This window comes from Acidobacteriota bacterium, from assembly GCA_016713675.1.
Classification (GTDB): domain Bacteria; phylum Acidobacteriota; class Blastocatellia; order Pyrinomonadales; family Pyrinomonadaceae; genus OLB17.
The window spans coordinates 2,434,514-2,459,165 of sequence record JADJOS010000001.1; the positions used below are offsets into that span (position 1 = coordinate 2,434,514).

The window sequence follows — 24,652 nt, forward strand, 5'->3', positions numbered from 1 at the left end:
CAGGCGTAACTCGATCAGGAAAAACGAATATGAAAAACAAATTTGCGATACTCTTGGTTTGCACACTGCTGTTTGCGGCGGTGCTCGGTTGCGGCATGAATCCGTTCGCGGACAAAGGAAAGACCGGCAACACTCAGTCGTCGAACAAATCTCTGACGGATCAGGGCGTTGACACTGTTGTCGGCGATGAAAAGATCGGCGTTCCGGAATGTGACCAGGTCATGGACATGCTAACCGCCGAGATGAACAATCCGGACGATAATTTTGTAGTTAAGGCCGGAAAGCAGATGGTGCTGAACAAGATCAAACAGTCGATCAAGGACAGTGTCGAAAAGAACAAGAACGACAAGACCGAACTTGCCAAGAACTGCAGCGAATTCAAAAAAGAACTCGACAAATTCAAGGCAGAAGAAGATAAAAAGAAAAGCCAGTAGAGCCGTTTTTACTGGCTTTTCTCTGATTCATCAGATTCGAGCTTTCGCGTCCATTCGCTGGACGGGAAGCTCTTTTTCATGATCGCCGTGATCTGAGCTTGCAGGTCTTCGTTGCTTCCGCAACCGTATTTGGTCCATCCGTTTGCACGCTGGACTATATAAAGTGCTTCGGGAACGCGTTTGTCCGTGGGAAAACGCTTTGCCCAATCGATAACGCGTTTTCCGAGCATCTCAGGTGCATCGCCGAGGGCGATCAGCTTCTTTCTCTCAGCGATAGCCGCCTGACGCTGAGCAGCGGTCAGGAACTTAGGAGCAGGCAGACGCTTGAACCCAAGGTCGACCTCCTCGGACGCGTCGGTGCCGGGTTCGTCAGCCTCAAGATACGACGAACACCACCAGTCGTTCGAGTCCCAATCGCCAAATTCATTATCAGATTTGCCGATGCCGTCCTCGATATAAGGACTCAATAGCGGATTTTTGAGAATGAAATACAGAATTGCCCTGTCTTGGGCAGCTTGGGTCGTCGCGGCCGTTATCTTCTCGAGCTGCGGTTCGAGATCCGGGAAATGTTTGGCCATTTCGGGCGTCATTTTGAGCAATGTCGCGGTGTCGTCAAGTAAATATGCCCGCGTCCAGATCGCAACAACAAATTTTGCACGCAGATAATCAGGAAGAGCCTCTGAACGTTCGACCTCGATGAGCAGCGGCTGAGGGAAAGTGCGATTCATCAGGTCGATAGCGGCGGTATCGAGCATGTCGCGGCTTTGCCATTCGCGCTGTTCCTTATATCGGTCTTCGACCTCTTTGTTATAGGCCTCTTGTCCGTCCTTGTGATACTCCGGGTCGTAGTACATCTTTTCCTTTGCGATCAGCTCATCGATGCTGCCGACGTCGCCGCTGAAATCCCAAGCGTACGGTTTGCGCAGCGAAAATCTGAGAAAATCGTCGAGCGATTCGGTGATGCGTCTTCGCTGATCGAGAAAGTTGTTGCGAGTCGAAATCGGCAGATCATCGCCGATCGCCAGAACGTCATCGATCAAGGTTTTGGCCTCTGCCGTCTTGCCCAGATCGATGAGCAGGCGTGCCTGATGAAAGCCGATAGTCTGATAGCCGGTTGACGTCCGGCTGGTGTTGTTTGCGGCCTCGAGCAGGCGTGCGACATCGGTCGAGTTCCTTTCGGCCTTCGAGATCGCCGTCATCAGCCAGAGTTCCGATCCCGATTCGCGAAATCGCTTCAATGAATACAGATACGCTTCGGGCGTTCGGGTCTGAAACGTGAAAAGCCAATCGGTCAGGTCATCGTTTCGCAAAAAAGCCGGCAGTGCCGATAGATTCAGTTCTTCTTCTGTGTAATAACCGCCTTCGTAGTCTGAACGCTGGCTGTCGCTGAACCGCGAGGCGTATGCTAACTGTTTGGATTCGCGAACGCTCTTTTTCATCGCATCGGTCAATGGCTTGCCTACTGCCTTTTCCGCGGCCGCGATCAATTCGGCATCGGTCGCCTCGGGCTTGACCTTAAAACTCCATGACTCAGCGTAGCTCTCAGAATAGAGATTGATCTGCAGCATGCCGTCATCCGGCACCTTTTCGGTCTCAGTCTCGGTATTGGCGGGCGGTACTGTATTTGTGTTGCCGGCCTTCGCGGCAGCGAGAGCTATCTTTCGCTTTTCTTCAGCTTGTATCGCTTCCGATTCAAATTTATCGAGCAGCCACGTGTAATCGATCAGATCTTGCTTGAAATTGTCGTTTCCCGATCTGTACGAAAGTGTTTTGGCCAGCTCACCGACGCGTTCCTTAGGGTGCAGGCGGTATTTGATCAGGCCGAGCATGCGGTCTGCGGACGCGGCAAATTTACCGGTCTTCGAAACAAAGCGTTCCAGATGGATCTCAGCTTCCTCATAATAGGGCTTCGCTGATTGAGCAGACGGGGAAAGGCTGGCACGTCTGATGAGCGTGCGGGCTACAAGATAATCGGCTGTCTCGGCCCACGGCGATTCGGTGTCCTGAGCTATTTCGGCAAAATGTTTCTTCGCATTCGCATAATCAAGCGAATAGAACTCGGCGGCGGCCTTTTGGTACGCACGATCTTTTTGAAGCCAGACCGGGGCACCCATCGGGGCATCGTCGGGTGCTTGTTTTCCGGCGGCACAATTCTTGAAGACCTGATCCTGAGCGGCGACCCAATTCGCGACGGCCGAATCGGTCGCACCATGCTCTGAAATACGATTTGAAAGTGTTTCCGCGGCTACCTCGAATGCGTTTTTGGTGCAGTTCGGAAAAAAGTCATAGCCGCCATACGAACGTTCGACATAGATCTCCGGCGGCTTTTCCTCTTTTTCAAGGACGACCTTGCGCTGTGCGACCCAGGCCTTTACCGCATCGCCGACATCATCCTGCTGCGGATAATCACGGTCTACTTCGGCTTTCCACAGTTCGACGAGCAAGCGTTGATCATCCGCCGAAAAACTGCCGCCGTTTAGATATCGATATGCCGCGAAGAGGATCGAACGGTTGAATCCTGTCTTGATAATGCCCAATCGCCCCGCTGCATAATTTGCGTACGGATTCTCCGGAGCCTTGGTCTGGTCAAAGACCGGCGAGATATATCCGGGCCCGCAGGGAAGGGCATTTGTCATAAAAGCGGCGAGCAAAACAAGCGAGATCGTAAATTGGTATATGCGGTTCATTGTCGTAAGCGGCCGAGCGAAGATTTTGTACAAATATACTCCAATTCAGGAACGATGGAAAGTAAAGTTCGGTGCATGGAAAAACCCTCCGAAGTGTTTCGGAGGGTCTGATTCAAAATCCAAATGTGACGTTGCTATCCAATTCCGGACAATACGGATCACACGTACCATCGCAAATTAAACGACCATGATCTCAGCTTCTTTGTTTTTGGAAAGCTCATCGATCTTGGCGATGTAAGTGTTTGTCAATTTCTGGACGTCTTCGAGGCCGCTGCGCTCTTCGTCTTCGGAGACCTCTCTGTCCTTAAGCATCTTTTTGAGCAGATCATTGGACTGGTGACGTACGTTGCGGACGGCAATTCGGTGTTCCTCGGCGACCTCGTGAACCTGTTTGGCGAACTGCTTACGGCGTTCTTCGGTAAGAGCGGGAATACTCAGGCGAATGATCTTGCCGTCATTCGAAGGGTTAAGTCCGAGATTGGCGGCAGTGATCGCCTTTTCGATCCCAGCCATCGCGGTCGCATCCCACGGTTGGACCGTCATCATTTGCGGCTCCGGAACGGCGATAGATGCCATCTGATTGAGCGGCGTCGGGACGCCGTAGTAGTCGACGACGACCGCGTCGAGCAGACCGACAGTTGCACGGCCCGTGCGGATGTTAGATAGCTTTCGCTTAAAATCTTCGACCACATGGTCCATTTTTGGGCCGGTCTCTTTAATTACGTCTTGTGCGCTCATAATTAATTACTCACTAATGTTCCGATCGAAAGGTCGCCGCAAACGGCTTTGATAATATTTTCGGACCGCTGCATGTTAAAGACCATGATCGGCAAATTATTGTCCATACAAAGCGATATCGCCGAGGCATCCATCACTTTTAGTTGTTTTTCGAGAACTTCCTGATACGAGATCTTGTCAAATTTGGTCGCTGTCGGGTCTTTCATCGGGTCAGCGGAATAAATTCCATCGACCTTAGTACCTTTGAGAATGACCTCAGATTCGATCTCGAGTGCCCTCAAGGCTGCAGCGGAATCGGTCGTAAAATAGGGGTTTCCTGTTCCGGCAGCAAAGATGACGACCCGTTTCTTTTCAAGATGCCTGACAGCACGCCGGCGAATAAAGGGCTCGGCCAACTGCGGGATATCTATCGCCGACATCACGCGTGTATAAACATCCAGCTGTTCCAATGAGTCCTGCAGCACAACGGCATTCATCACAGTCGCGAGCATTCCGATATAATCGGCGGCCGCGCGATCCATGTTTCCTGCCGACTCTGACACGCCGCGAAAGATATTGCCGCCGCCAATGACGATGGCGATCTCCACGCCGAGATCATGGACCGCCTTGACCTCTTTCGCTACAGCGGCAGCGACCTTGGTGTCAATGCCGTTGTTCTGCGAACCCACAAGGGCTTCGCCCGAAAGCTTAAGCAGAATACGTTTGTATGCAGGCTCCATAAGTATGTAGGCAGTAGGCCGTTAGCGGAAGGCAGACAGTTCATGTACTGGTAACTGCCCTCGGCCAACCGCCAAACGATACTAGCCGACCATCGACGCGACTTCGGCGGCGAAATCGTCCGCCTTTTTCTCAATACCTTCGCCCATTTTGAAACGTGAAAAGCGGCGGATCGAGATGTTCTCTTTGATCGAACCGATCTTTTCGGCAACGAGTTCGCCGACCGTCTTCGAAGGATCTTTGACGAACGCCTGATCGACGAGAACGTTGTCCTCATAAAATTTGTTCAGGCGGCCTTCGATGATCTTATTGAGAACATCTTCGGGTTTGCTGGCGTTCTTCGGGTCATTTTTGAGCTGCTCCATCAGGATCTCGCGTTCTTTATCGAGATCGGCTGCCGGAACTTCGTCGCGGTTCGTGTAACGCGGATCGGTCGCCGCGATGTGCATCGCAACGTCCTTGACGAGCTGTTGAAACTCGTCGCCGCGTGAGACGAAATCACTTTCGCAATTGATCTCGACGAGTACGCCGACCTTGCCGCCCATGTGAATGTACGAACCGACCGCACCCTCAGCGGTGACACGACCGGCTTTCTTGCCGGCCTGTGCCATGCCTTTTTTGCGAAGGATGTCCATTGCTGCGTTCTCGTCGCCGTTTGCTTCGACGAGAGCGTTTTTGCAATCGACCATTCCTGCACCTGATTTTTCACGCAGCGATTTAACTGCGCTTGCTGTAACTTCTGCCATAACTACCTCTAAATAATAATGTCTGCTTGTAAAAAAGCGTAGCCATTTCGCTGTGAACGGAAACGAGCTACGCTATCAATGATAAAAATTTACTTAGCTTGCTGTCGCTTCTGTGCTCTCTTCGGTTGTTGCCGCGGCCGTTTCTTCGGCGGCCGGAACTTCTGCCGCAGGTTCTTCGACCAATCCAGATGCCTCAGCAGGAGCTTCAGCAGCGGCTGTTTCGACCGCAGGAGCTTCGGCATCCACAGGTTCGACCGCCGCAGCTTCGACTTCCGTGGTTTCGACAGTTTCCGTCTCGGCGACTACTTCTACTTCGTCGTCCTCGTCAACTTCCTCAGGGATGTCGACCGATTCGATCTCGGCAACGTCATCTTCGCTGAGGAACTGCTTGGGGATCGAGATCGTAGATTCGACGATAGGAGCGTTAGCTTCCTCGCCGCCTTCTTCGGCTTCGATCTCAGCCGTGCGGCCTTCGGTTCCGACCTGACGGCCTTCGATGATGGCGTCGGCGATACGCGAAGCGAACAATCTGATCGCACGCAGAGCGTCGTCGTTGCCCGGAATTACGAGGTCGATGCCCTCGGGTGAGCAATTTGTATCGACGACCGCTACGATCGGGATGTTGAGGCGGTTTGCTTCTTTGATCGCGATATCTTCTTTGCGGACATCAATTACGAACATCATGTCGGGCATTCCGTTCATGTCTTTGATGCCGGCAAGATTCTTCATCAATTTTTCGTGCTCGCGGTCGAGTTGGAGACGCTCTTTTTTGGTGAGCATCTCAAAACGGCCGTCTTCGCGCATCGTTTCGATCTCTTTTAGCTTGTTGATCGATTTTTTGACGGTCTCGTAGTTCGTCAAAAGGCCGCCGAGCCAGCGGTTGTTGATGTAGAACTGCCCGCAGCGTTCGGCTTCCTCTTTGATGGCGTCCTGAGCCTGGCGTTTGGTGCCGACGAACAGGACCTTCTGATTCGGACGTTCGGTGAGCGATTCGGTGACGTGGTTGAGAGCGTCGCGGAAAAGCTTTTGCGTTTTCTGGAGGTCAATAATATAAATGCCGTTGCGTTCGCCAAAGATGTATTCTTTCATCTTCGGATTCCAACGGCGGACCTGGTGACCAAAATGAACTCCTGCTTCGAGGAGCTCTTTCATCGTTACTGTAGCCAAAACTTTATATCTCCTTGGTTTATGTACTCGGCAAGACGGTGTTTAACCAAAGTGTCTTGTCGATGGATTTTGTTCAGAGTGCAAGCTTTAGCTTGTATCCACTCAATGGAGAAACAAGCTAAAGCTTGCACTCTGAACTCTAATTATCTCTTCGAGAACTGGAATCTCGCACGGGCGCCTTTTTGACCGTATTTTTTACGTTCTTTCTGACGCGGGTCGCGTGTGACGAGGCCTGCTTTCTTCAAAGCGGGACGCAGGTCAGCGTTAAATTCCATCAACGCACGCGTGATGCCGTGGCGAACAGCACCTGCCTGTCCGGCCTGGCCGCCGCCGTCGACGTTTACTAGAATGTCGAACTGCTCTGCCGTCTCCGTCAAACGGAGCGGCTGGCGAATGATCATTCGCAGAGCTTCGTTGGGGAAGTAAGCGTCGAATTCGCGGCGGTTGATGACGATGTTGCCATTGCCCGGACGAAGGTAAACGCGTGCGGTCGAGGTCTTTCTGCGGCCGGTGCCGTAATACTGTATGTCTGCCATATATCAAATTTCGAACGATGAATGATGAATTTCGAATAACGGAATCTTGCGATTCAATATTCGATATTCTTAATTCTATATTTAAAGTTCTCTCGCCTCCGGTTTCTGGGCGATGTGTTTATGTTCTGCGTCGGCGTACACCTTGAGTTTCTTAGCCATTGCCTTGCCGAGCTTTGTTTTCGGTAGCATGCCGCGGACGGCGAGTTCGATGACCTTTTCAGGCTTCTTCTCGAACATCTCCTTGACCGACGTTTCACGCAGACCGCCCGGATAGAGCGTGTGGCGATAATAGATCTTCTGATCGTCCTTGGCACCCGTAAATACGGCGTGACGGGCGTTGATGACCACACAGTGATCGCCCATATCAAGGAACGGCGTCCAGGCCGGATTATTCTTGCCCGAAAGGATGCGGGCGACCTCGGTCGCGAGGCGGCCGACAGTCTTGCCCTTGGCATCAACCACGAGCCATTTACGATTTTCTGCTAAACCTTTTCCGCTAGGAAAATAAGTAGTACTCATATTCACACACACTGATACAAATCTCCGCAAAAATGCGAACGCATAGAATATCGAAATGCGTCGGCGAGGTCAAGCCCAAACGGCAAGATATCGCGCTATACGGCCTGATCCGTAAGCAACACGATGGCGAACACGGCGACGGTGAAATATTACTGCTAACCGGCGTTGATAACAGGAACGAATCACTTTGCAGCCGCATTTGGTGCTAGTGCGACCGGATAAACCATTGCAAACACGAGGCTTAACTGCGAATGACCGCTCAAAACATACAAAAATGCACTTTGGCGACACTCCCGGAGGCTCTGGCGACACCCAAAAACTGCCCTGGTTCCACTCAAAACCGCCCTGGCGACAATCTACATCTTGGACCGCCGGACCCTTTTCTTCGCCGACCTCGACATTATCAAATTCTCCGAATTCGTCGGCCTGGTCATCGCAGCGTGGCCGCTACCGGTTTCGACACAGTCGAATAAGCTAGGAAGAGCGGGCGGCAGTAAGAAGTATGCCGGCGATGGTCTTGGCATCCTCGATGCGTCCGTCGTGAACCATTTGTATGGCGTCGACGAGAGTGAAGCGGACCATCTCGACGATCTCGTCGTCGTCGAGGGTTTGGACAGACTCCGTTAGCTCGGTAGCGAGGAAAACATACATTTTCTCAGTCAGGAAGCCGGGCGAGACGTAGAATTCGGCTAGCTTTTCGATCTTGCCGGCACGGAAACCGGTCTCTTCTTCGAGTTCCCGGGTCGCGGCCTGCTCAAATGTTTCGCCGGGCTCGATACAGCCGGCCGGGAGTTCGAGTTGGTAACCGCCGGTCGCATGCCGATACTGCCGCACAAGAGCAACTGTCCCGTCCTCAAATACCGGCACGATCACAGCACTGCCCTGATGCACCACGATCTCTCGCTTGTACTCAACATCACCCTCGCGGATAGTGTCCACGCGAAGATCGAAGATGCGGCCTTTGAAGATGGTCTCGGATGATAGGGTTTGTGGTTTCATTCGGATATAATTTTCCCACGAAATGCACGAATATAGCTAAAGTGTAAAAGAGTACTCAAGAGTACTCATATAAAATGGTCGAGAGTCCGTGATACTTCGTTCAATAACAAATCAACAACTAGCCGAAGATCCAAATTTACTATGGAATAATTTTATCGATCTTCTGGCAATCGAAGACTTTGATGTCCTAACGGCGGAGCAGCGTCCGGCGCATTTGGTTTTCTGGTATGAGAGCGAGGTTGAAAACGGAGGCCATCTTCAATACTTTGAAAATTGGGGAACTGAACGGCTTCCGGAAACGATTCAGGCTCTTGAACTGTTCGGTGCCGAATGTCAGATGAAGATCCTAATTGAAGCGGGCAAACAATGGACGAGCATTTACAGAAATCATCCAGAAACCGTCGAGGAGTTCGTTGCAACTGCATTGGAAGGCGATCTGGAAGAGTTTGACAGGCAGTTCCACAAATGCAAAATTTCCCTCAATTCATTGCTCGAAGCACATTTGCTTCAATTTAGCGATAACTTCGTTCAGCTAAGTTAGTCGAGTTCGATTCTCCTTTCGTGTTATTTTGTGCATTTCGTGGGAAACTCTTATTCGTATGAAATATCGCGTTGGGTTAGGTGTGACGGGCGGGATCGCGGCTTATAAGGCGGTGGAGGTTTTGCGCGCACTTCAGAAGGCGGGGTGCGAGGTGTCGGTTGCGATGACGCGGCATGCGACGGAGTTTGTGCAGCCGCTGACGTTTAGGGCTTTGACGGACGCTCATGTGATCGTTGACGATTACGATCCGGCGAATCCCGATCCGATCGCGCATATCAATTTTTCGCAGGAGATCGACCTGCTGCTGATCGTTCCGGCGACCGCCAATATCATCGGCAAATTTGCCAACGGCGTGGCAGACGATTTTCTGTCCTCGACATATCTCGCCTCGAACGCCCCGGTAATGATCGCTCCGGCGATGAATACCACAATGTGGAACCAGCCGGCGACCCAGCGAAATGTCGAGCAGCTGCGAAAGGACGGCGTGCATTTTGTGGAACCTGCGTCGGGGGAATTGGCGTGTAAGACTGTGGGGACGGGGAAACTCGAAGATGTTAAGAATATAGTAAGCCAGGCTCTTCTGCTTTTAGAAGGGGAGAAGGGGAGAAGAGGAGAAGGGGAGACAAAAACCGAAGACCAAAGACCGAAGACCGAAGACCTAACAAACGAGAGGATATTGATCACCGTCGGCGGGACTCGCGAGGCGATCGATCCGGTTCGGTTTATTTCTAATCATTCGTCGGGGAAGATGGGCTTTGCCGTTGCTGAGGCGGCGGCGGCGCGTGGGGCTGAGGTGACGGTGGTTGCCGGGATGACGACGGTCGAACCGCCTGCGAACGTTAAGGTTTTACGCGGTGTTTCGGCGGAAGAGATGCACACGGCGGTGATGGGCGAGCTCGAAGGCTCGACCGTTTTTATAGGTGCTGCGGCGGTTGCGGATTACGCCCCTGCAAATGCGGCGGACGCTAAGATCAAGAAAGAAGGCCGCGACACGATGACGCTGGAATTAAAAAAGACGCCTGATATTCTCGCCGGTGTTTCGCAAAAACGGCATGACGGGCTGCTGGTCGTCGGCTTTGCGGCCGAGACAAACGACGTCATCGGCTATGCGCGTTCGAAGATGGAAAAAAAGGGACTCGACATGGTCGTTGCCAATGACATCACCGCGAAAGGTGCGGGTTTTAACACCGACACGAATATCGCGACGATCATCACGCGTTCCGGCGAGACCGAATTGCCGCTAATGTCCAAACGCGATATGGCGGATCGGATATTGGATGAGGTCTTGTTATTGCGGAATAATTGAACGCGGATTTAGCGGATCAGGCGGATAAAGACGGATCAGAAATTAAGAAATATTTGGGGATTTATCTGCTCCCATCCGCCGGATCCGTTCGATCCGCGTTCAAAAATTAACTGAATAAGTAATAAATGCCGAATTCTGAATTGAACAACCTTATCGCAGACGTGCGTGAGCAAGTGCTTTATTTGCGCGAACTGGGCGTTGAGGCGATGGATGTTGAGCTTTCCGACGTTGGGTCGATCTCAGATTCCGGCGTCATCAAACCGCCAGTGCCGGTTCAAAACCAGCCAGGCGTAAGATCTGAAATTCCGAAGGTCGAGATCCCGAATATTCAATCGACCAAGCCCGCGGAACCGAGTGTGCCGGGGCAATCCAGGCTGGCTTCGCTGCCATCGCTGGCGAGTTTGTCGAAGAAGCCGCAGACCGTGACGCCGCCGGTTGTCGCGAAGAAACCTGAGTCGGCGGCAGAGGTAATTAATAATGAACCGGCGACCGAAGCAGTAAGCGGATCGAATACTGTGCCTGCTGCAGAGATAATTGTGACAGAACAACCAACCAAATTAGCCGCGGTGGTCGCGTCCGTATTGCCCGAGCCGACCGAAACGATCGAACAAATTAGGGCTGGGATCGGGCCGGATTGTACGCGGTGTAAGCTCGCGACCCTTGGGCGTTCTAAAGTGGTCAATAGCACGGGCAATTTCAATGCGGATCTGATGTTCGTCGGCGAAGCTCCGGGGGCGGATGAGGATGAGCAAGGGTTTCCGTTCGTTGGGCGTGCGGGGCAATTGCTGACGGATATTATCGAAAAGGGCCTGCAAATTCCGCGGAAAGATGTATTTATCGGCAACATCAACCGCTGCCGTCCGCCGGGCAATCGGGCTCCGGAAGCGGACGAGACCATTGCATGCAAACCCTTTCTAAAACGCGAGATCGCTGTGGTTCGGCCCAAGGTGATCGTTGTTCTCGGCGCGACCGCTGCACAGAATTTGCTTGAGACCAAGGTGCCGATCGGCAAGCTTCGGGGGCATTTTCACGACTATCTTGGCACTAAGGTGATGCCGACGTTTCATCCGGCATATCTGCTCCGCGACCCGCACAAGAAGCGTGAGGTTTGGGAAGATATGAAGATGGTTCGCGACTACCTCGCGTCGTCGAAATAAATTACCGTTCGCTGAATCCAACTCGCGTTTTTGCTCGAAAAATACTATAACAACAGCAAATTGTATCTTTGGCTTTCGTTTTCGAGCATGAAACACATTTCCGAAAATTCAGACATGATCCGCCGCGGACTCGTTGAGTGCCGGGCGATAACGCGTCGTTACGGGACGAGTTTCTATTTTGCGACGCAGTTCTTTCCGAGGGAGACACGTGACGGGATCTATGCGATCTACGCTTTCGCGCGTATTCCGGACGAGATCGTTGACGACCCGGGCAATTCAACGAGGCACGAGCGTGTGCAGCAACTCGAAGCCTGGCGGCAAACCTGGCTTGAGGCAATGCGGACGGGAACATCGGACGATCCGGTGATGGCGGCGATCGTGTATTCGTTCAACAAATACGGCATCGATGTTGAAACGGGCGAGGCGTTTCTCAAGTCGATGTTCATGGACGAGGACAAAAAATCTTACGCAAATTACGCCGAACTCGAAGAATATATGTACGGCTCGGCCGGCGTGATCGGGCTGATGGTGACGCGGATCGTCGGTTTTTCGACGCCGGATGCGTTTCCGCATGCGATAAAATTGGGTTACGCGTTCCAATTGACAAATTTCCTCCGCGACATCCGCGAAGATTTTGACGAACTCGGCCGCGTTTACATGCCCGAGGACGAACTCGCACGTTTTGGCCTCGAGCCGGTCGATCTGCGGCGGAAAGTGTATGACCAGCGGTTCGTCGATTTTATGAAGTTCCAGATCGAGCGAAACAAACAGGTCTATCGGGAGGCTTTTCCGGGCATTAAACTGCTCCATTGGCGAGGCCGTCTGGCGGTCAAGATCTCGTATGTGCTTTACAAGGCCATCTTAGGCGAGATCGAGCGTGCGGATTACAATGTCTATCGTGAGCGTGTGCGGACGGGTTTTCGTCAGAAGGTAAGGTTATCGCTGCTGGCTCTGGCGGGTGTTTACGAGTAGTTTGGAGCTAGAGAAGAATTCAAACAGGATACACAGGATGGGCAGGATAAAGGGTTGATTGGCATCAACCTCTTTTCATCCTGATCATCCTGTTCATCCTGTAAATTTATGCCGAGACAGAAAGTAATTATCATCGGAGCAGGGATCGGCGGGCTGGGAACGGCCGGCCTTTTTGCTAAAAAGGGCTATGACGTCACGGTCTTTGAGAAGAACGAAAATCTCGGTGGACGCGCAAATATCTTTGAATCGGGCGGTTTCAAATTCGACATGGGCCCGTCGTGGTACCTCGCTCCTGATCTGTTCGAACATTTCTTCAACCTCATGGGTGAACGCGTCGAAGATCATCTCGATCTCAAACGGCTCGGCCCTTCATACCGGATCTTCTTTCGCAAAGATTCGGACCGGCTCGATATACATTCAGACATTGAGATCGACGCCGCGACATTTGAGGCGATCGAGCCCGGTGCGGGCGAGAAATTGCGTCAGTATCTTGCTCAGTCCGAATATCAATATGAGGTCGCGACGCAGCATTTCATGTATAAGAATTACGACACGATATTCGATTTTCTGAATAAACGTGTCGCGACCGAAGGCCAAAAGCTGTCCGTCTTTTCGAAGATGCACACGTTCGTGTCGCGGTTCTTCAAATCGCAAAAGCTGCGGCAGGTAATGGAATACACGATGGTCTTTCTCGGCACATCGCCGTACGAAGCACCGGCATTGTACAACCTGATGTCGCACATGGATTTTAACCAGGGCGTGTTTTATCCGCAGGGCGGCTTCTATGGGCTGATCAAGGCACTAGCGAATATGGCGGAAAAGAACGGTGCGAAGCTGTACGCGAATTCGCCGGTCGCCGAGATCCTGGTCGAGAATGGCGTCGCGAAAGGCGTGAGGCTCGAAAATGGCGAGGTCCATGATGCAGACATCGTTATCTCGAACGCTGATATGGCGTTCACCGAGATGAAAATGCTCGCTCCGAAGTGGCAGACGCACAAGGAACGCTACTGGAACAAACGCGTGATGGCGCCGTCAGCATTCATTATGTATCTCGGTGTCAGTGAAAAACTTCCGAGCCTGGTGCATCACAATTTGCTGTTCAGCGAGGATTGGCGGAAGAATTTCGACGATATATACAAACATCCTAACCTGCCGCAGGAACCGTCGCTTTACGTTTGTGCACCGAGCGTGACCGACCCGAGCGTTGCTCCTGAGGGCAAAGAGAATCTGTTCGTGCTGGTGCCGATCGCGTCCGATCTAACGATCACCGAACTTGAAAAAGAAGCTTATGCCGATCGCGTCTTGTCGCTGATGGAAACGGAGATGAACCTGCCAAACCTGCGGGAAAAACTCGAATACGAGCGAATTTACACGGTCGAAAATTTTTCTGCTGACTATAACGCATTCAAAGGCTCAGCGCTAGGTTTAGCTCACAATCTAATGCAGACCGCGATCTTTCGTCCGAAGAACTACTCGAAGAAAGTGAAAGGCTTGTATTACGTCGGTGCCGGAGTTAATCCGGGCATTGGAACTCAGATCTGTCTGATCTCGGCGGAACTGGCGTTCAAGCGTGTTCACGGCATAAGATCGGCCGGGCCGATGGAGAGTTTGTGATCTACACTATGGGCCGGGATGGCAGGGCATGAAAAAGCACAAGTAGAATTTCGAAATCGCTAAATACCAAAAGATCGCGAAGCCAACACCCGCATTGACCAAAGGAAAGCGGCGGTAGATGCCAAATACGGAATCTTTGTCTTTGCTTATCATTGAAACCAGCATAATTCCGACATACAAGAGGCCGATCCAGATCACGCTTTTGCCGAGGTATTGATAAGTTAGGATCGCAGAGCCGATGTAGGCGGCGAGGCAGAACAGATGCGTACCTGTCGAGCCGAGAACGGTCGCGATGGTCGACAATTTAGCTTCGCGGTCGGCATCGATGTCGGGAATTGCAGAATATGCATGCATTGCGGCCGTCCAAAGGCCGCCGGCGAAGAATACGGCATTAGGCGGTTGATCGCCGGTCAGCATCGCAAACGCAAAAACTCCGGGCATGATATAAAGAACGTTAAATAATGAATCGAGGAACGGCCAAGCCTTCGCACGTATCGGCGGAGCCGAGTAGAATATTGAATAGAAGAGAAACGCTCCGAAGGCAATGATCGGCTGTAGACCGAGAGTTGCGGCGATCAAAAGGAAAGGAGCTGTCGTTATGACGATCGCCGCGATCAGCCCGCCGCGGCGTTCGGGAGTGACGAGTGCCTCGTAGCCTGCTTTCTTTGGATTTAATTTGTCGGTCTCGTAGTCAAAGATGTCGTTGATGCCGTAAATCAGGAGGTTAGCGGGAAACGTGAAAAATAGACCGAAAACGAGGATCCGCCAGTCGATCAGTTCTCGTTTGTCAGCGACGGCCGCGATCAGCCCGATCAGATACGGGCCGAAGATATAGATCCAAAATCGCGGACGGCTGGCCTTTAGTAAAAATCTGAGATCGGGCATAGTCTGATTATAGCGTAAGAGCGGCGGCAAGCCCGCCTTCTTGACCGTCGATGGATACGCCGCTCGAGCGAGATCAAACTTGTAAGGATCTCACAGTACTGAAGGCGGGCTTGTCTCGCACTTCGAACGATGCGAATGATTACGCCGAAGAGAACAAAAGAGATATTGATCGCCGCAACGCTGTTGCTTTTGGCAGTGTCGGCCTTTTTCATGGTCAATGTCCCGCTGCCGCCGTGGTCGCATTGGCTGTCAGGGCTCAATGTCGTCCTGTTCGCAATACCGGCATTTTGGGCGACTCGGCGATGGCTTGGGTGGCGTGACGCTTCGCTTTTATGGGCAATTCTTGGCGTTTACGCATTGTTGATCGAGACATTGGCCATCTTCACCGGCTTTCCCTATGGTCATTTCGGCTATTCCGGGCTTTTGGGTGCAAAATTATTTGGTTTGACGCCGTGGACGGTGTTTTTGGCATGGACCCCCTTGATCATCGGTGCATACGCGGTCTCGCGAACGCTGTTTGGCAACATCGTCGTTCGCGTCCTTGCAACGGCGGCCGTGGCGACGTGCTTCGACCTCGTGCTCGATCCCGGAGCTGTCAGGCTAGGATTTTGGAAATATGCGGCAAATATCGGATTCTACGGCGTGCCGATATCTAATTTTGTCGGCTGGCTGATCACCGGTTCGCTGGCCGCTATCGTGATAGAGCTCTTCCTGCGGCGTGCGAAACCATTGCTCCGAGTTCCGGTGCAATTGGCGTCGAGTGCTTTTCTTATCGTGTTCTTTTGGACCGCTATCGCAGCGTTCGGCGGCATGGTATGGCCGGCCGTTATTGGTCTGGCAATTGTCATTTGGCTGGCAATATATTGGTTCAAATACCATTATCGCTTCGACGAAATGCTCGTGTATGTCGATGATGCGGGCACGCCGCTGGCAACTGAAGCGAAGCCGCTTGTCCATCATGCCGAAACAAGACTGCACCTCGCGTTCTCGATATTCCTATTCAATTCCAAAGGAGAACTGCTTCTTCAGCAACGAGCCCTAACCAAGAGAACGTGGCCGGGCGTATGGTCAAATTCGTGTTGCGGACACGTCATGCTGCATGAAAGGACCGTTGATGCGGCGAAACGGCGTTTGAAATTCGAACTCGGCATCAGCGGAGTCGATCTGAAATTGATGCTGCCTGATTTTCGATATCGCGCCGAAAAAGACGGCATTGTCGAAAATGAGATCTGCCCGGTCTTTGTCGGCGTCACCGATAAACTCCCGCGACCGAATCCCGACGAGGTCGGGGCGTTGAAATGGGTAGATTGGAGTGAGTTTCGGGCAGACGCGGCATCGCCGGACACGGACATTTCGCCGTGGGCGGTCGAGGAGGTTGAACTGCTAACGGCTAACGAGGAATTCAAGGCGTTCTTTGGCGAGATCTCGTTGCGGCATTAGTAGATGTCTTAACGACCCGGGAACTTTCCGGCAAAGCCGCAAAGTAAGCAAAGTCCGCGAAGGGAAACAAGGCCTTATGATAATCTGTTTTGGGTCAACGAATTATGTCGGAGCGTATCAATCGATGAAGAAAATTATCTCGGTTATCTTGTTGTTCGCATTTACCATTTTTCCGCTCGGCGTTCTTTCGCAGAAAGGAAGTTTTGGCGAGGTCAAGCAGCTGCAATCGCCGCAGTCGCCGAGGCTCGGGTTCATCATTCACGGCGGAGCGGGCGTGATAACTAAAGGTTCGTTGACGCCGGAAAGGGAAAAAGCGTATCGAGATAAGCTGGCCGAGGTCGTGCTGGCTGGTTACAAAGCACTGCAATCCGGCAAATCGAGCCTCGATGCGGTAGAACTAGCGATCAGAATGATGGAAGATTCGCCGCTGTTCAATGCCGGAAAAGGTGCTGTGTTTACGCACGATGGCAAGAATGAGCTTGATTCTTCGATAATGAACGGAAAATCGCTCGCCGCCGGTTCGGCGGCAGGTTTGCGGCATGTCAAAAACCCGATCACGCTGGCTCGAGCGATCATGGAAAAGTCGCCGCACGTAATGATGACCGGCGACGGTGCCGAGCTGTTCGCGAAAGAGCAGAAGATCGAGATCGTAGATGAGAAATATTTCTTTACGCAAGACCGTTGGGACGGGCTGCAACGGGTGTTGAAGCAGGAAAAACAAAAGGAATCGGTCAAGAAACCGGGAACCGTCTCGGAAATGCCTGCTTCGCAGGAGCCGCAAAATCGATTCGGCACCGTCGGAGCGGTCGCACTCGATAAGGACGGCAATCTCGCGGCAGGAACTTCGACCGGCGGAATGACGAATAAACGTTACGGACGCGTCGGGGACGCGCCGATCATCGGAGCCGGAACGTATGCGAACAATGATACATGCGGCGTTTCGGCGACCGGCTGGGGCGAGTATTTTATACGCTTGGGCGTCGCCCGAGATATCTCGTCAATGATGGAATATCGCGGTTTGCCGGTTCAGAACGCTGCTGATGCGGTCATCAAAAAAGTTGGGACATTGGGCGGTGACGGAGGCGTTATCGCGATGGACAAATTTGGCAACATGGCGATCTCGTTCAACTCCGAAGGCATGTACCGGGCATACATCGACGTGAACGGAAAGCCCGTTGTAGAGATATACAAGTAGCAATTTTCAACCGCGAAACATGCGGAAAGGACGAAATATCAAGATTTCTATTTTTAGCTATTTTCGCGTATTTCGCGGTTAGAATCCTATGCTTAGTGCAGAGATCATCGCAATTGGTTCGGAGCTTTTGACGCCGACCAAGACAGACACGAACAGCCTTTGGCTGACGGAGAAGCTCAACGATATTGGCATTGAGGTGATGCTAAAGACGATCGTTGGGGATGACGGCGCACGGCTGGAGGAAACGGTAAAGGACGCGATGCGGCGTTCTGATATCGTGATCACAACCGGCGGGCTCGGGCCGACGGAGGATGATATCACCCGCGTCTGCACGGCGGCGGCGATCGGTCGTGAATTGAAATATCACGACGATATCGAGGAGCACCTTCGGCAGCGTTTCAAAGCCTGGGGCCGCGAGATGCCTGATATCAACAAACGTCAGGCGTATGTGATCGACGGTGCCGACATCCTGCCGAATCCGCACGGCTCGGCCGTTGGGATGTTGGCTGAGATAGACGGTAAATTGTTGGTAATTTTACCGGGCCCGCCCCGGGAGAATCAGCCGATGTTCAATGAACACGTTTTGCCGCGATTGAAAGCGATCGCCGGTGAAACGCATGTTCGACGGCGTTTGCTTCGAGTTTCGGGACTCGGCGAATCGGCAGTTGATGAGATCGCTGCTCCGATCTATACATCGTATCCGTCGGTTCAAACTTCTATCCTGTTCAATAAGAGCGAGGTCGAACTGCATGTCGCCGCTCGGGCTGATTCGACAGAGGATGCTCAAAGGACCGCAGACGAAGTCGCTGATAAACTCATCTCGGCACTCGGCAAGGCGGTCTTTTCGACAAACGGCGAGACGATGGAAGAGATCGTTGGGGCGCTGCTGACCGCTCGCGGCGAGACCGTCTCCATCGCCGAAAGCTGTACCGGCGGTTTGATCGGCCAGCGTTACGTCCGTTCCAGGTTCGTCCGCTTATTTTATGGAAGGTGCGGTGACCTATTCGAACGCGGCTAAAATGCGAACGCTCAATGTTCCCGCCGAGATCATCGAACAGCACGGAGCCGTTAGTGCCGAATGTGCGGAAGCCATGGCCGCCGGAATGCGAGAATACGCGGGAACCGACCACGCGATCTCGATCACCGGCATCGCCGGCCCCGATGGCGGGAGCGACGATAAACCCGTCGGAACGGTCTATATTGGGTATTCCGGCCGAAATATTACTAAATCGGTCCATCTCGTCCTGCCTGGAGATAGGTATCTCATCCGGTGGCGATCAAGCCAGGCCGCACTCGATTATCTACGGCGGCAACTAATTGTTAAATAGACTCAAATTGGGTTACGTGATGGCTCCGCCGTCGACGATCACGACTTCGCCGCTCATGAAGCTGTTGCGGTCGCTGGTCATAAAGGCGGCGTATTCGGCAAGTTCTTCGGGTCGGCCGAGGCGGCCCTTGGCGACCCAGAAATCGTGCATTTGGAGCAGGCGTTCCGGTAAGGTTTGACCGAGGTCGGTGTCGAAGATGCCTGCGGCGATGGCGTTGACGGAGATACCAAAATTAGAGGCTTCGCGGGCGAGACACTTTGTGAAGCCGATCATTGCGGCCTTTGAGGTCGCGTAATGAACAGATGTCGGCAATGAGCGGATCGCTCCGACCGATGTGATGTTGAGTATCGACCCGGCTCGTTCGCGGATCATTTGTTTGTAGAAAGGCTTAGTGACCGCAAAAAGGCTGTTGACATTGGTATCGACAACCCAATCCCAACTCTTATCCGTCGTCGTGGCGAAATTGTCAGGTTTGTTTACAGCGGCGTTATTTACAAGGATGTTGATCGAACCCCACGCCTCTTTTATCTCACGGGCAACGTGTTTCATACCGTAGCGGTCGGTGACCGACACTTTGAAACTCAAAGCCCTGCGGCCGTGTGCCTCGATCTTGGCGCGTACTTCGTCAGCGAGTGCGTCGCTCGAATGATAATTGAATGCAACGTCCGCACCTTCGCGGGCAAAAACCTCGCAAATGGCGGCGCCGATGCCGCGGGTTCCACCCGACACAAACGCACGTTTTCCTTCAAGTAAAAGACTCAAGCAGTGTTCTCCCGTAAGTAACTATCGCAAACCTAAGTAGATAAGGTTAATAAAATCAGCCGATATCGACAAGCGTTAGTGAGCAAAATTGTGATGATCGATATGCTTTAAGCGGCGGCACGGGCCGTGGTAAACGGATGCGGCAGCAGAGCATTGATCTCGCGGATAATAGAATCGGTCGAATTGGGTATCGTCATTCCGGCCGTTGCGGCCTTCATCCGAGAATAGTCGCCGTTGTTCGAAAGGAGGTTTTGGATCGTCGGCACAATGTCGGTAGAACGATGAAGCAGTATTCCGGCGCCTCGCCGCTGCAGGAGTTGGACAGTGCCGGCCTCTTGCGGCATCGGTTCGGTCGTAGCATCGGCGATTATCGGCAATCGGCACGCAAGAGCCTCGAAGGTCGTCAACCCGCCTAGTTTTGAGACCATGACATTCGCGGACTGCATCAGCTTTTCGATCTCATTTGAATAACCGATGACCTTGACAGGAAATTTTGCCGTTCGAGCGATCTCTTCGGCCTCGAGCCGAAGCTCTTCGTTCTTGCCGGCCAGGAAAATGGCCTGGACGTCGAGTTCGCCGCGAACGAGCTCTTTGAATATCTGCGGAATATTGCCGCCGCCGACCCAACCGGCGTTCACGAATACGGTGAATTTGTCAGGATCGAGGCCGTAAATGCGGCGGGCTTCCTGAGCGTCTTTCTCATCGACCTCGTGAAATTTAGGATTGACCGGCATGCCCGAGATCTTTATCTTTTCGGGCGAAACGCCGTAATCGAGCAATTGGTCGCGGGCGTCTTCATTGGCGACGAGATAGAGTGAAACGTCATCGCACGCCCAGCCTTTCCAAAATCCATAACACGGATCTGTAACGACCGTTACGAGCGGCACTTGCTCACTCAGACTCAATTCGCGCAATATGCGTCCGAAGATATGCTGCGTCAGCGGATGTACGCTGACAACCACGTGCGGGCACCATTTTTCAAATTGATCGCGGACGTATCCGACGCAGCGTTTGTGAAAAAACTCTCGGGTCTCCGGCCTGATCTTATTCATCGCCCAGTAGAGATATTTCATCCAATGCTGCTTGTTCTTGAGCACCCAATTGTAAACCTTTACGAGTTTTTCGGTGATGTGGTGCGATTCCTCGACGGCCTTGATCACGCGAACCACCGGCGATGAGCCCTTCCAAAATTTATTCAGCCCGTCCGCGATAGCCGCCGCAGCGCTGCGATGCCCGCCGCCGGTGTCGGATGAGATTATGAGAATTTTTGGAGTGGTTTGCGACATCTAATTCCGCTGAGGACCTATGCTTTCAACGCAACTTCCTTCGCTGCCAAAAATCCTGCATCTTTCGAAGCTTTTTTCATCTGGCCTTCGAGTTTCTTGATCTTGACCAAATGTCCGGCGTTGAACGGAAGCGACGGATAGAAGCAGTTCGATTCGTGCGTGCAGAAGCAGCCCGCACCGGCCTCTTTACGCCGGGCGTCCATCATGTCGGTGTTCCAGGCAGCCTGGAAATCCCAATCGTAATCACGCAAATTGAGCACATCGGCCTTGTTCTCACACGACGAGAGGGCTCCGTTGTCGTAGATCACGGCACCTGCACTGCCGGCGTAGCATTTGAGCTGTGCCTTGTTCTCCTCTTTCGTTTTGGCGATGAGGTCGTGCATATAAATATCGACTGCTGCCTTGAAAAAGCCGGACTCGCCTCCGTAATTGTTTTTAAGAGCAGCACTCTTAGTGTCCTCAAGGATCATGTTCGAGAGCTGCATATAACGATTGTGGTCAAACTGCAGCTCGATCGGATCGGCTGACGGCGGGCGAATATAGTTGATATTCACCTTGTCCGGTTTGAGGTCGTATTTCAGAAAATCGTACCAGTCGAAGATGGTGTCCTCATTCGAATGCATCACGCAGGTGCAGGTCTGAATGTCGAGCTTGGGATACTGCTCTTTCTTCATCTGCTGCAAAGTGCGGGCAGTGTGAATGGCCTTGTCCCAGCTGCCTTCTTTGCGGCGGATCTTTTCGTGGGCGTCTTTCATCCCGTCGATGCCGAGGGCGACGCTGACGTTCAGATTGGGACATTCGTCCATGATCTGAGCGACGTCAGGGAAGATACGCGGATGGATCTGACCGTTCGACATCAGATAGACCGAATCGAGTTTGTTGTTTTCGTAGAAAGCACGCACGATCTGAGGCAGATCCTTACGCGTGAAAGGCTCGCCGCCGGCAAGTACAAGGACGCCGAGGTTTCCGCCAAGCGTTTCTGAGATCTTGGCGATCTCGTCGGTCTTCATCTGCAATTTCTTACGCGGTCGGTCGTCGAGTTCCTCCGTAAAGAAACAGTGCGTACAGCGCATATCACAGACGCTCGTGACCAAAATATTGAGAAACACAGGCGAGATCGGACGTCCGACCAAAATGCTTGCGTATCTCTTAAAAATCTCTTTTGTTGCAAAATCCATTACTTTTTCCTCGGCCAGCGTGCCGCAAAATTTGATTTTGCAGCACGCAGTCTACCATTCTCTAATTTACGCTAATCGCGTGAAATCGGCAATGTTCGTTGCCGTTACAACGGTGATCGCTTAGAGCCCGTTAAGACGATATACGCTTTATTCTTAGTAATGTTCGTTAATTGGTGGCGGCCGTTTTTATCATCACGGTATCGGAAAAGACCTTGCCCCTAACTACTGCGATCTTTTTACCGTCAAATGACCAATCGTGATAAAAGAGCGACTCCGAGCGGAAACTCGTGAGTTTCTTTACCTTTGTGCCGTCTATCGGTTGGATGGCTATCTCGCCGGAGCCATTTTCAACGGTGTCGAATGAAATCGCTTTTCCGTCACGTGTCCATGAGATCCTTCGAACTGCGATTAGTTCCGGGAATAAGGTCAGAATAAGTGCACCTGTCGTCATCGAATAAATCGAAATGCGCCGCTTTTTCATGTCAGCATCGTTAACGTAAAAAGCGATCTGCGTCTCGTCCGGCGAAACGGCCCATAGATCGGGGGAATCCGCATTGAACCTGGTCGAATTACCGTCAGGGCCGCGTTTCGATAATATCCAGCCAGATTCCGGGGTCTGGGTCTTATAGATCACGGTTCCATCCGAGAGTTGAACGCCATTGAAAATCGGCGTCGGGGCACTCGTGAGTTGAGTTAATCCTTTTCCATCTATGCCAACCCGCCACAGTTGGATCAGGCCGGATCGCGTAGAATTGAAAACAACTGCCTTGCCATCACCTGACATGCTTGGCTGGATCCAGAGACCGTCGGTGCCTTCGGTCAAACGTGTATTCGATCTGCCGTCCAGCGAAACGGCCCTTACCAATTCGGAACTGTTTTCCGTCGTCGAATAACCGATCCGCCCGTCCGGCAGCCAAAAGACCCGTTCGACATGCTGAGGCCCGGATTCCAACTCATGAAAATTCAAGCCTTCGTCGTCTGAGATCCAGATCGACGCCTTCGCGCTTTCCATTAGAGCCACCAGCGATCTGCCGTCAGGCAATATCGATATGTTTTTATAGGAGTTGTTATCGTTTGTTACTCGGACATATTGGCCGGTTGACGGCGTGTATTGCCAAATTTGCTTAATGTCGGCGTTCGGCTCTCTGATCGCCATTAGCAAACTCGATTTATCCGGCAGCCAAACCGCAGAGACAATAAGTGTTTCGCGGTCGGGGACAATTTGTTTTTCAACCCCGCCCGTGATCGTGAATTCGGAAACATAAAAGATGTTCTTCAGATCTGAGATTTGCTTGCGGATCGAACAAAGCAGTGAGCCGCCATCCGGCGTAAAGTTAAAATCCCAAAGCCGAATTTCCGATGGCAATGAGGCGACAACCGCCGGAGATTCGCCGTTCGGACCCCCAACAACGACCTCGACGACGTTCGTGCCGGCCCTTGTATAGGCAATGCGCCCGTCACGTGCCACCGTCACAGATCCGACGCGGTCTGAAAGCTTTCGGTCATCGCCGCCGAAGACCGAGATCTTATGAAGGCCGGTCCGGTCCGGTTCTTCAGTATCATCAAGAACGTAATAAACAAAATTTCCGTCCGGCGAAAAGGCGAGTGCATACAAATGTGCGTCTGTGTATTCGATCAGGCGACGACGCGAACCGGTCGCAAGCTGTTTGATCTCGATAGCAACGCCAGTCGTACCGGACCTCATCATGCATGCGACATAGTTGCCGTCCTGCGAGATCGCCCCCGGGCAATTGCCGTCGTTGGTCAGCTTCTCCTGTCGAACGCGCTCGACTGAAAACTGTGCCCGTGTGCCGCCTGTGTAAAACCTGGAAATGCCGAGTACGGCAATCAACAAGATCCCGAGGCCGACCGCAAGAACTATCCATCGCCGCCCCGACGACACCGGGCCTATCAGTCTCCGGCCCGTCTCTGCGTCATCGTCGATCAGTTCCTCCGTCTCTTCTACGATGATCTCGGTTTGAGTCTGGCGGATAGCGGCGATCGCCGGGCTCTCGACACGCGTTACGTCCGCGACAAAGCTATATCCCTGCCTCGGAATTGTCTTTATAAAGCGGCCTTCGTCCGGCGATTCATCGAGAATGTGGCGAAGCGTGGAAATGCCCTTTTTTAAGCTTGATTGTTCGACGAACGTTCCGGCCCAGACGATGTCGAGCAACTGGTCGTGTGTCAGAAGTTTGCCTTCGTTCTCGATCAGAGCCGATAGCAGATCAAAATTCTTGGCAGAAATGTCGACCAAACCGCCGTTCTTTGTCAAAACGCGCCGCCGAGCATCGAGTTCAAACTCGCCAAATCGATAAAATCTCACACCGGACGCCTTCATATACTTATACAAACACAGCACTTAGCCGGATCTGTCGGAATTCACGTATTTTCACCAAACTATTTCACCATAAGTTACACGATTTTTCACCGTTTGGGAACGAC

At 52.4% G+C, this 24,652-nt stretch carries 22 protein-coding genes and 1 pseudogene; 10 read left to right on the forward strand and 13 right to left on the reverse strand.

Annotated elements, in window-relative coordinates:
- Positions 1-29: 29 nt before the first annotated feature.
- Complete coding sequence (locus IPK01_11120; GenBank protein MBK7934027.1) at positions 30-434, forward strand: hypothetical protein; 405 nt, start codon at positions 30-32, stop codon at positions 432-434.
- 8 nt (positions 435-442) lie between these two features.
- Here the strand turns inward: IPK01_11120 and IPK01_11125 are convergent, their stop codons facing one another.
- From IPK01_11125 to rplM, 7 genes are all read right to left on the reverse strand, one after another.
- Entirely contained in the window at positions 443-3,121 is a 2,679-nt protein-coding gene (locus IPK01_11125) for a hypothetical protein (protein MBK7934028.1), read from the reverse strand.
- 177 nt (positions 3,122-3,298) lie between these two features.
- Positions 3,299-3,859: a ribosome recycling factor gene (gene frr, locus IPK01_11130; GenBank protein MBK7934029.1), complete on the reverse strand. Its 561-nt coding sequence runs from the start codon at positions 3,857-3,859 to the stop codon at positions 3,299-3,301.
- A 2-nt stretch (positions 3,860-3,861) separates the two neighbouring features.
- On the reverse strand, positions 3,862-4,578 hold the full coding sequence (locus IPK01_11135) for a UMP kinase (GenBank protein ID MBK7934030.1): 717 nt from the start codon (positions 4,576-4,578) through the stop codon (positions 3,862-3,864).
- A gap of 81 nt (positions 4,579-4,659) precedes the next feature.
- On the reverse strand, positions 4,660-5,322 hold the full coding sequence (gene tsf, locus IPK01_11140; protein MBK7934031.1) for a translation elongation factor Ts: 663 nt from the start codon (positions 5,320-5,322) through the stop codon (positions 4,660-4,662).
- Between the two features lie 93 nt (positions 5,323-5,415).
- Positions 5,416-6,489, reverse strand: coding sequence for a 30S ribosomal protein S2 (gene rpsB / locus IPK01_11145; GenBank protein ID MBK7934032.1), 1,074 nt, complete (start codon positions 6,487-6,489; stop codon positions 5,416-5,418).
- Between the two features lie 143 nt (positions 6,490-6,632).
- Positions 6,633-7,025: a 30S ribosomal protein S9 gene (gene rpsI / locus IPK01_11150; protein MBK7934033.1), complete on the reverse strand. Its 393-nt coding sequence runs from the start codon at positions 7,023-7,025 to the stop codon at positions 6,633-6,635.
- An 81-nt stretch (positions 7,026-7,106) separates the two neighbouring features.
- A complete protein-coding gene (gene rplM / locus IPK01_11155) occupies positions 7,107-7,544 on the reverse strand; it encodes a 50S ribosomal protein L13 (GenBank protein MBK7934034.1) in 438 nt (145 codons plus the stop codon).
- A gap of 32 nt (positions 7,545-7,576) precedes the next feature.
- On the opposite strand from rplM, the gene IPK01_11160 reads away from it, so the two are divergent.
- On the forward strand, positions 7,577-7,753 hold the full coding sequence (locus IPK01_11160; GenBank protein MBK7934035.1) for a hypothetical protein: 177 nt from the start codon (positions 7,577-7,579) through the stop codon (positions 7,751-7,753).
- A gap of 265 nt (positions 7,754-8,018) precedes the next feature.
- On the opposite strand, the gene IPK01_11165 is transcribed toward IPK01_11160, so the two are convergent.
- Entirely contained in the window at positions 8,019-8,543 is a 525-nt protein-coding gene (locus IPK01_11165; GenBank protein ID MBK7934036.1) for an NUDIX hydrolase, read from the reverse strand.
- 88 nt (positions 8,544-8,631) lie between these two features.
- Here IPK01_11165 and IPK01_11170 point away from each other — a divergent pair, with 88 nt between their 5' ends.
- The 5 genes from IPK01_11170 to crtI all read left to right on the forward strand — a co-directional run bounded on the left by IPK01_11170 (position 8,632) and on the right by crtI (position 14,133).
- A complete protein-coding gene (locus tag IPK01_11170; protein MBK7934037.1) occupies positions 8,632-9,084 on the forward strand; it encodes a DUF4375 domain-containing protein in 453 nt (150 codons plus the stop codon).
- 58 nt (positions 9,085-9,142) lie between these two features.
- Positions 9,143-10,390: a bifunctional phosphopantothenoylcysteine decarboxylase/phosphopantothenate--cysteine ligase CoaBC gene (gene coaBC, locus IPK01_11175; protein ID MBK7934038.1), complete on the forward strand. Its 1,248-nt coding sequence runs from the start codon at positions 9,143-9,145 to the stop codon at positions 10,388-10,390.
- A 206-nt stretch (positions 10,391-10,596) separates the two neighbouring features.
- Positions 10,597-11,547, forward strand: a complete 951-nt coding sequence (locus IPK01_11180; protein ID MBK7934039.1) for a uracil-DNA glycosylase — start codon at positions 10,597-10,599, stop codon at positions 11,545-11,547.
- 87 nt (positions 11,548-11,634) lie between these two features.
- Positions 11,635-12,519 (forward strand): phytoene/squalene synthase family protein, encoded by an 885-nt coding sequence (locus IPK01_11185; GenBank protein MBK7934040.1) that lies wholly within the window; start codon positions 11,635-11,637, stop codon positions 12,517-12,519.
- Positions 12,520-12,627: 108 nt separating this feature from the next.
- Positions 12,628-14,133, forward strand: coding sequence for a phytoene desaturase (gene crtI / locus IPK01_11190; protein ID MBK7934041.1), 1,506 nt, complete (start codon positions 12,628-12,630; stop codon positions 14,131-14,133).
- Positions 14,134-14,139: 6 nt separating this feature from the next.
- Here crtI and IPK01_11195 read toward each other — a convergent pair whose 3' ends face one another.
- Positions 14,140-15,018: a prenyltransferase gene (locus IPK01_11195; protein MBK7934042.1), complete on the reverse strand. Its 879-nt coding sequence runs from the start codon at positions 15,016-15,018 to the stop codon at positions 14,140-14,142.
- Positions 15,019-15,147: 129 nt separating this feature from the next.
- Between IPK01_11195 and idi the strand changes: the two genes are divergently transcribed.
- The 3 genes and pseudogenes from idi to IPK01_11210 all read left to right on the forward strand — a co-directional run bounded on the left by idi (position 15,148) and on the right by IPK01_11210 (position 18,981).
- Positions 15,148-16,458 (forward strand): isopentenyl-diphosphate Delta-isomerase, encoded by a 1,311-nt coding sequence (idi, locus tag IPK01_11200; GenBank protein MBK7934043.1) that lies wholly within the window; start codon positions 15,148-15,150, stop codon positions 16,456-16,458.
- 124 nt (positions 16,459-16,582) lie between these two features.
- Positions 16,583-17,653, forward strand: a complete 1,071-nt coding sequence (locus IPK01_11205; protein MBK7934044.1) for an isoaspartyl peptidase/L-asparaginase — start codon at positions 16,583-16,585, stop codon at positions 17,651-17,653.
- An 88-nt stretch (positions 17,654-17,741) separates the two neighbouring features.
- A pseudogene (locus IPK01_11210) lies at positions 17,742-18,981 on the forward strand (competence/damage-inducible protein A).
- 12 nt (positions 18,982-18,993) lie between these two features.
- Here the strand turns inward: IPK01_11210 and IPK01_11215 are convergent.
- The 4 genes from IPK01_11215 to IPK01_11230 form a co-directional block, all read right to left on the reverse strand.
- Positions 18,994-19,743, reverse strand: coding sequence for an SDR family oxidoreductase (locus tag IPK01_11215; protein ID MBK7934045.1), 750 nt, complete (start codon positions 19,741-19,743; stop codon positions 18,994-18,996).
- Between the two features lie 107 nt (positions 19,744-19,850).
- Positions 19,851-21,029 (reverse strand): hypothetical protein, encoded by a 1,179-nt coding sequence (locus IPK01_11220; GenBank protein MBK7934046.1) that lies wholly within the window; start codon positions 21,027-21,029, stop codon positions 19,851-19,853.
- A 17-nt stretch (positions 21,030-21,046) separates the two neighbouring features.
- Positions 21,047-22,207 carry a radical SAM protein gene (locus IPK01_11225; protein MBK7934047.1) on the reverse strand — a complete coding sequence of 387 codons (1,161 nt, stop codon included), beginning with the start codon at positions 22,205-22,207 and terminating at the stop codon, positions 21,047-21,049.
- Between the two features lie 166 nt (positions 22,208-22,373).
- Positions 22,374-24,548 (reverse strand): winged helix-turn-helix domain-containing protein, encoded by a 2,175-nt coding sequence (locus tag IPK01_11230; GenBank protein ID MBK7934048.1) that lies wholly within the window; start codon positions 24,546-24,548, stop codon positions 22,374-22,376.
- Between the last annotated feature and the right edge of the window lie 104 nt (positions 24,549-24,652).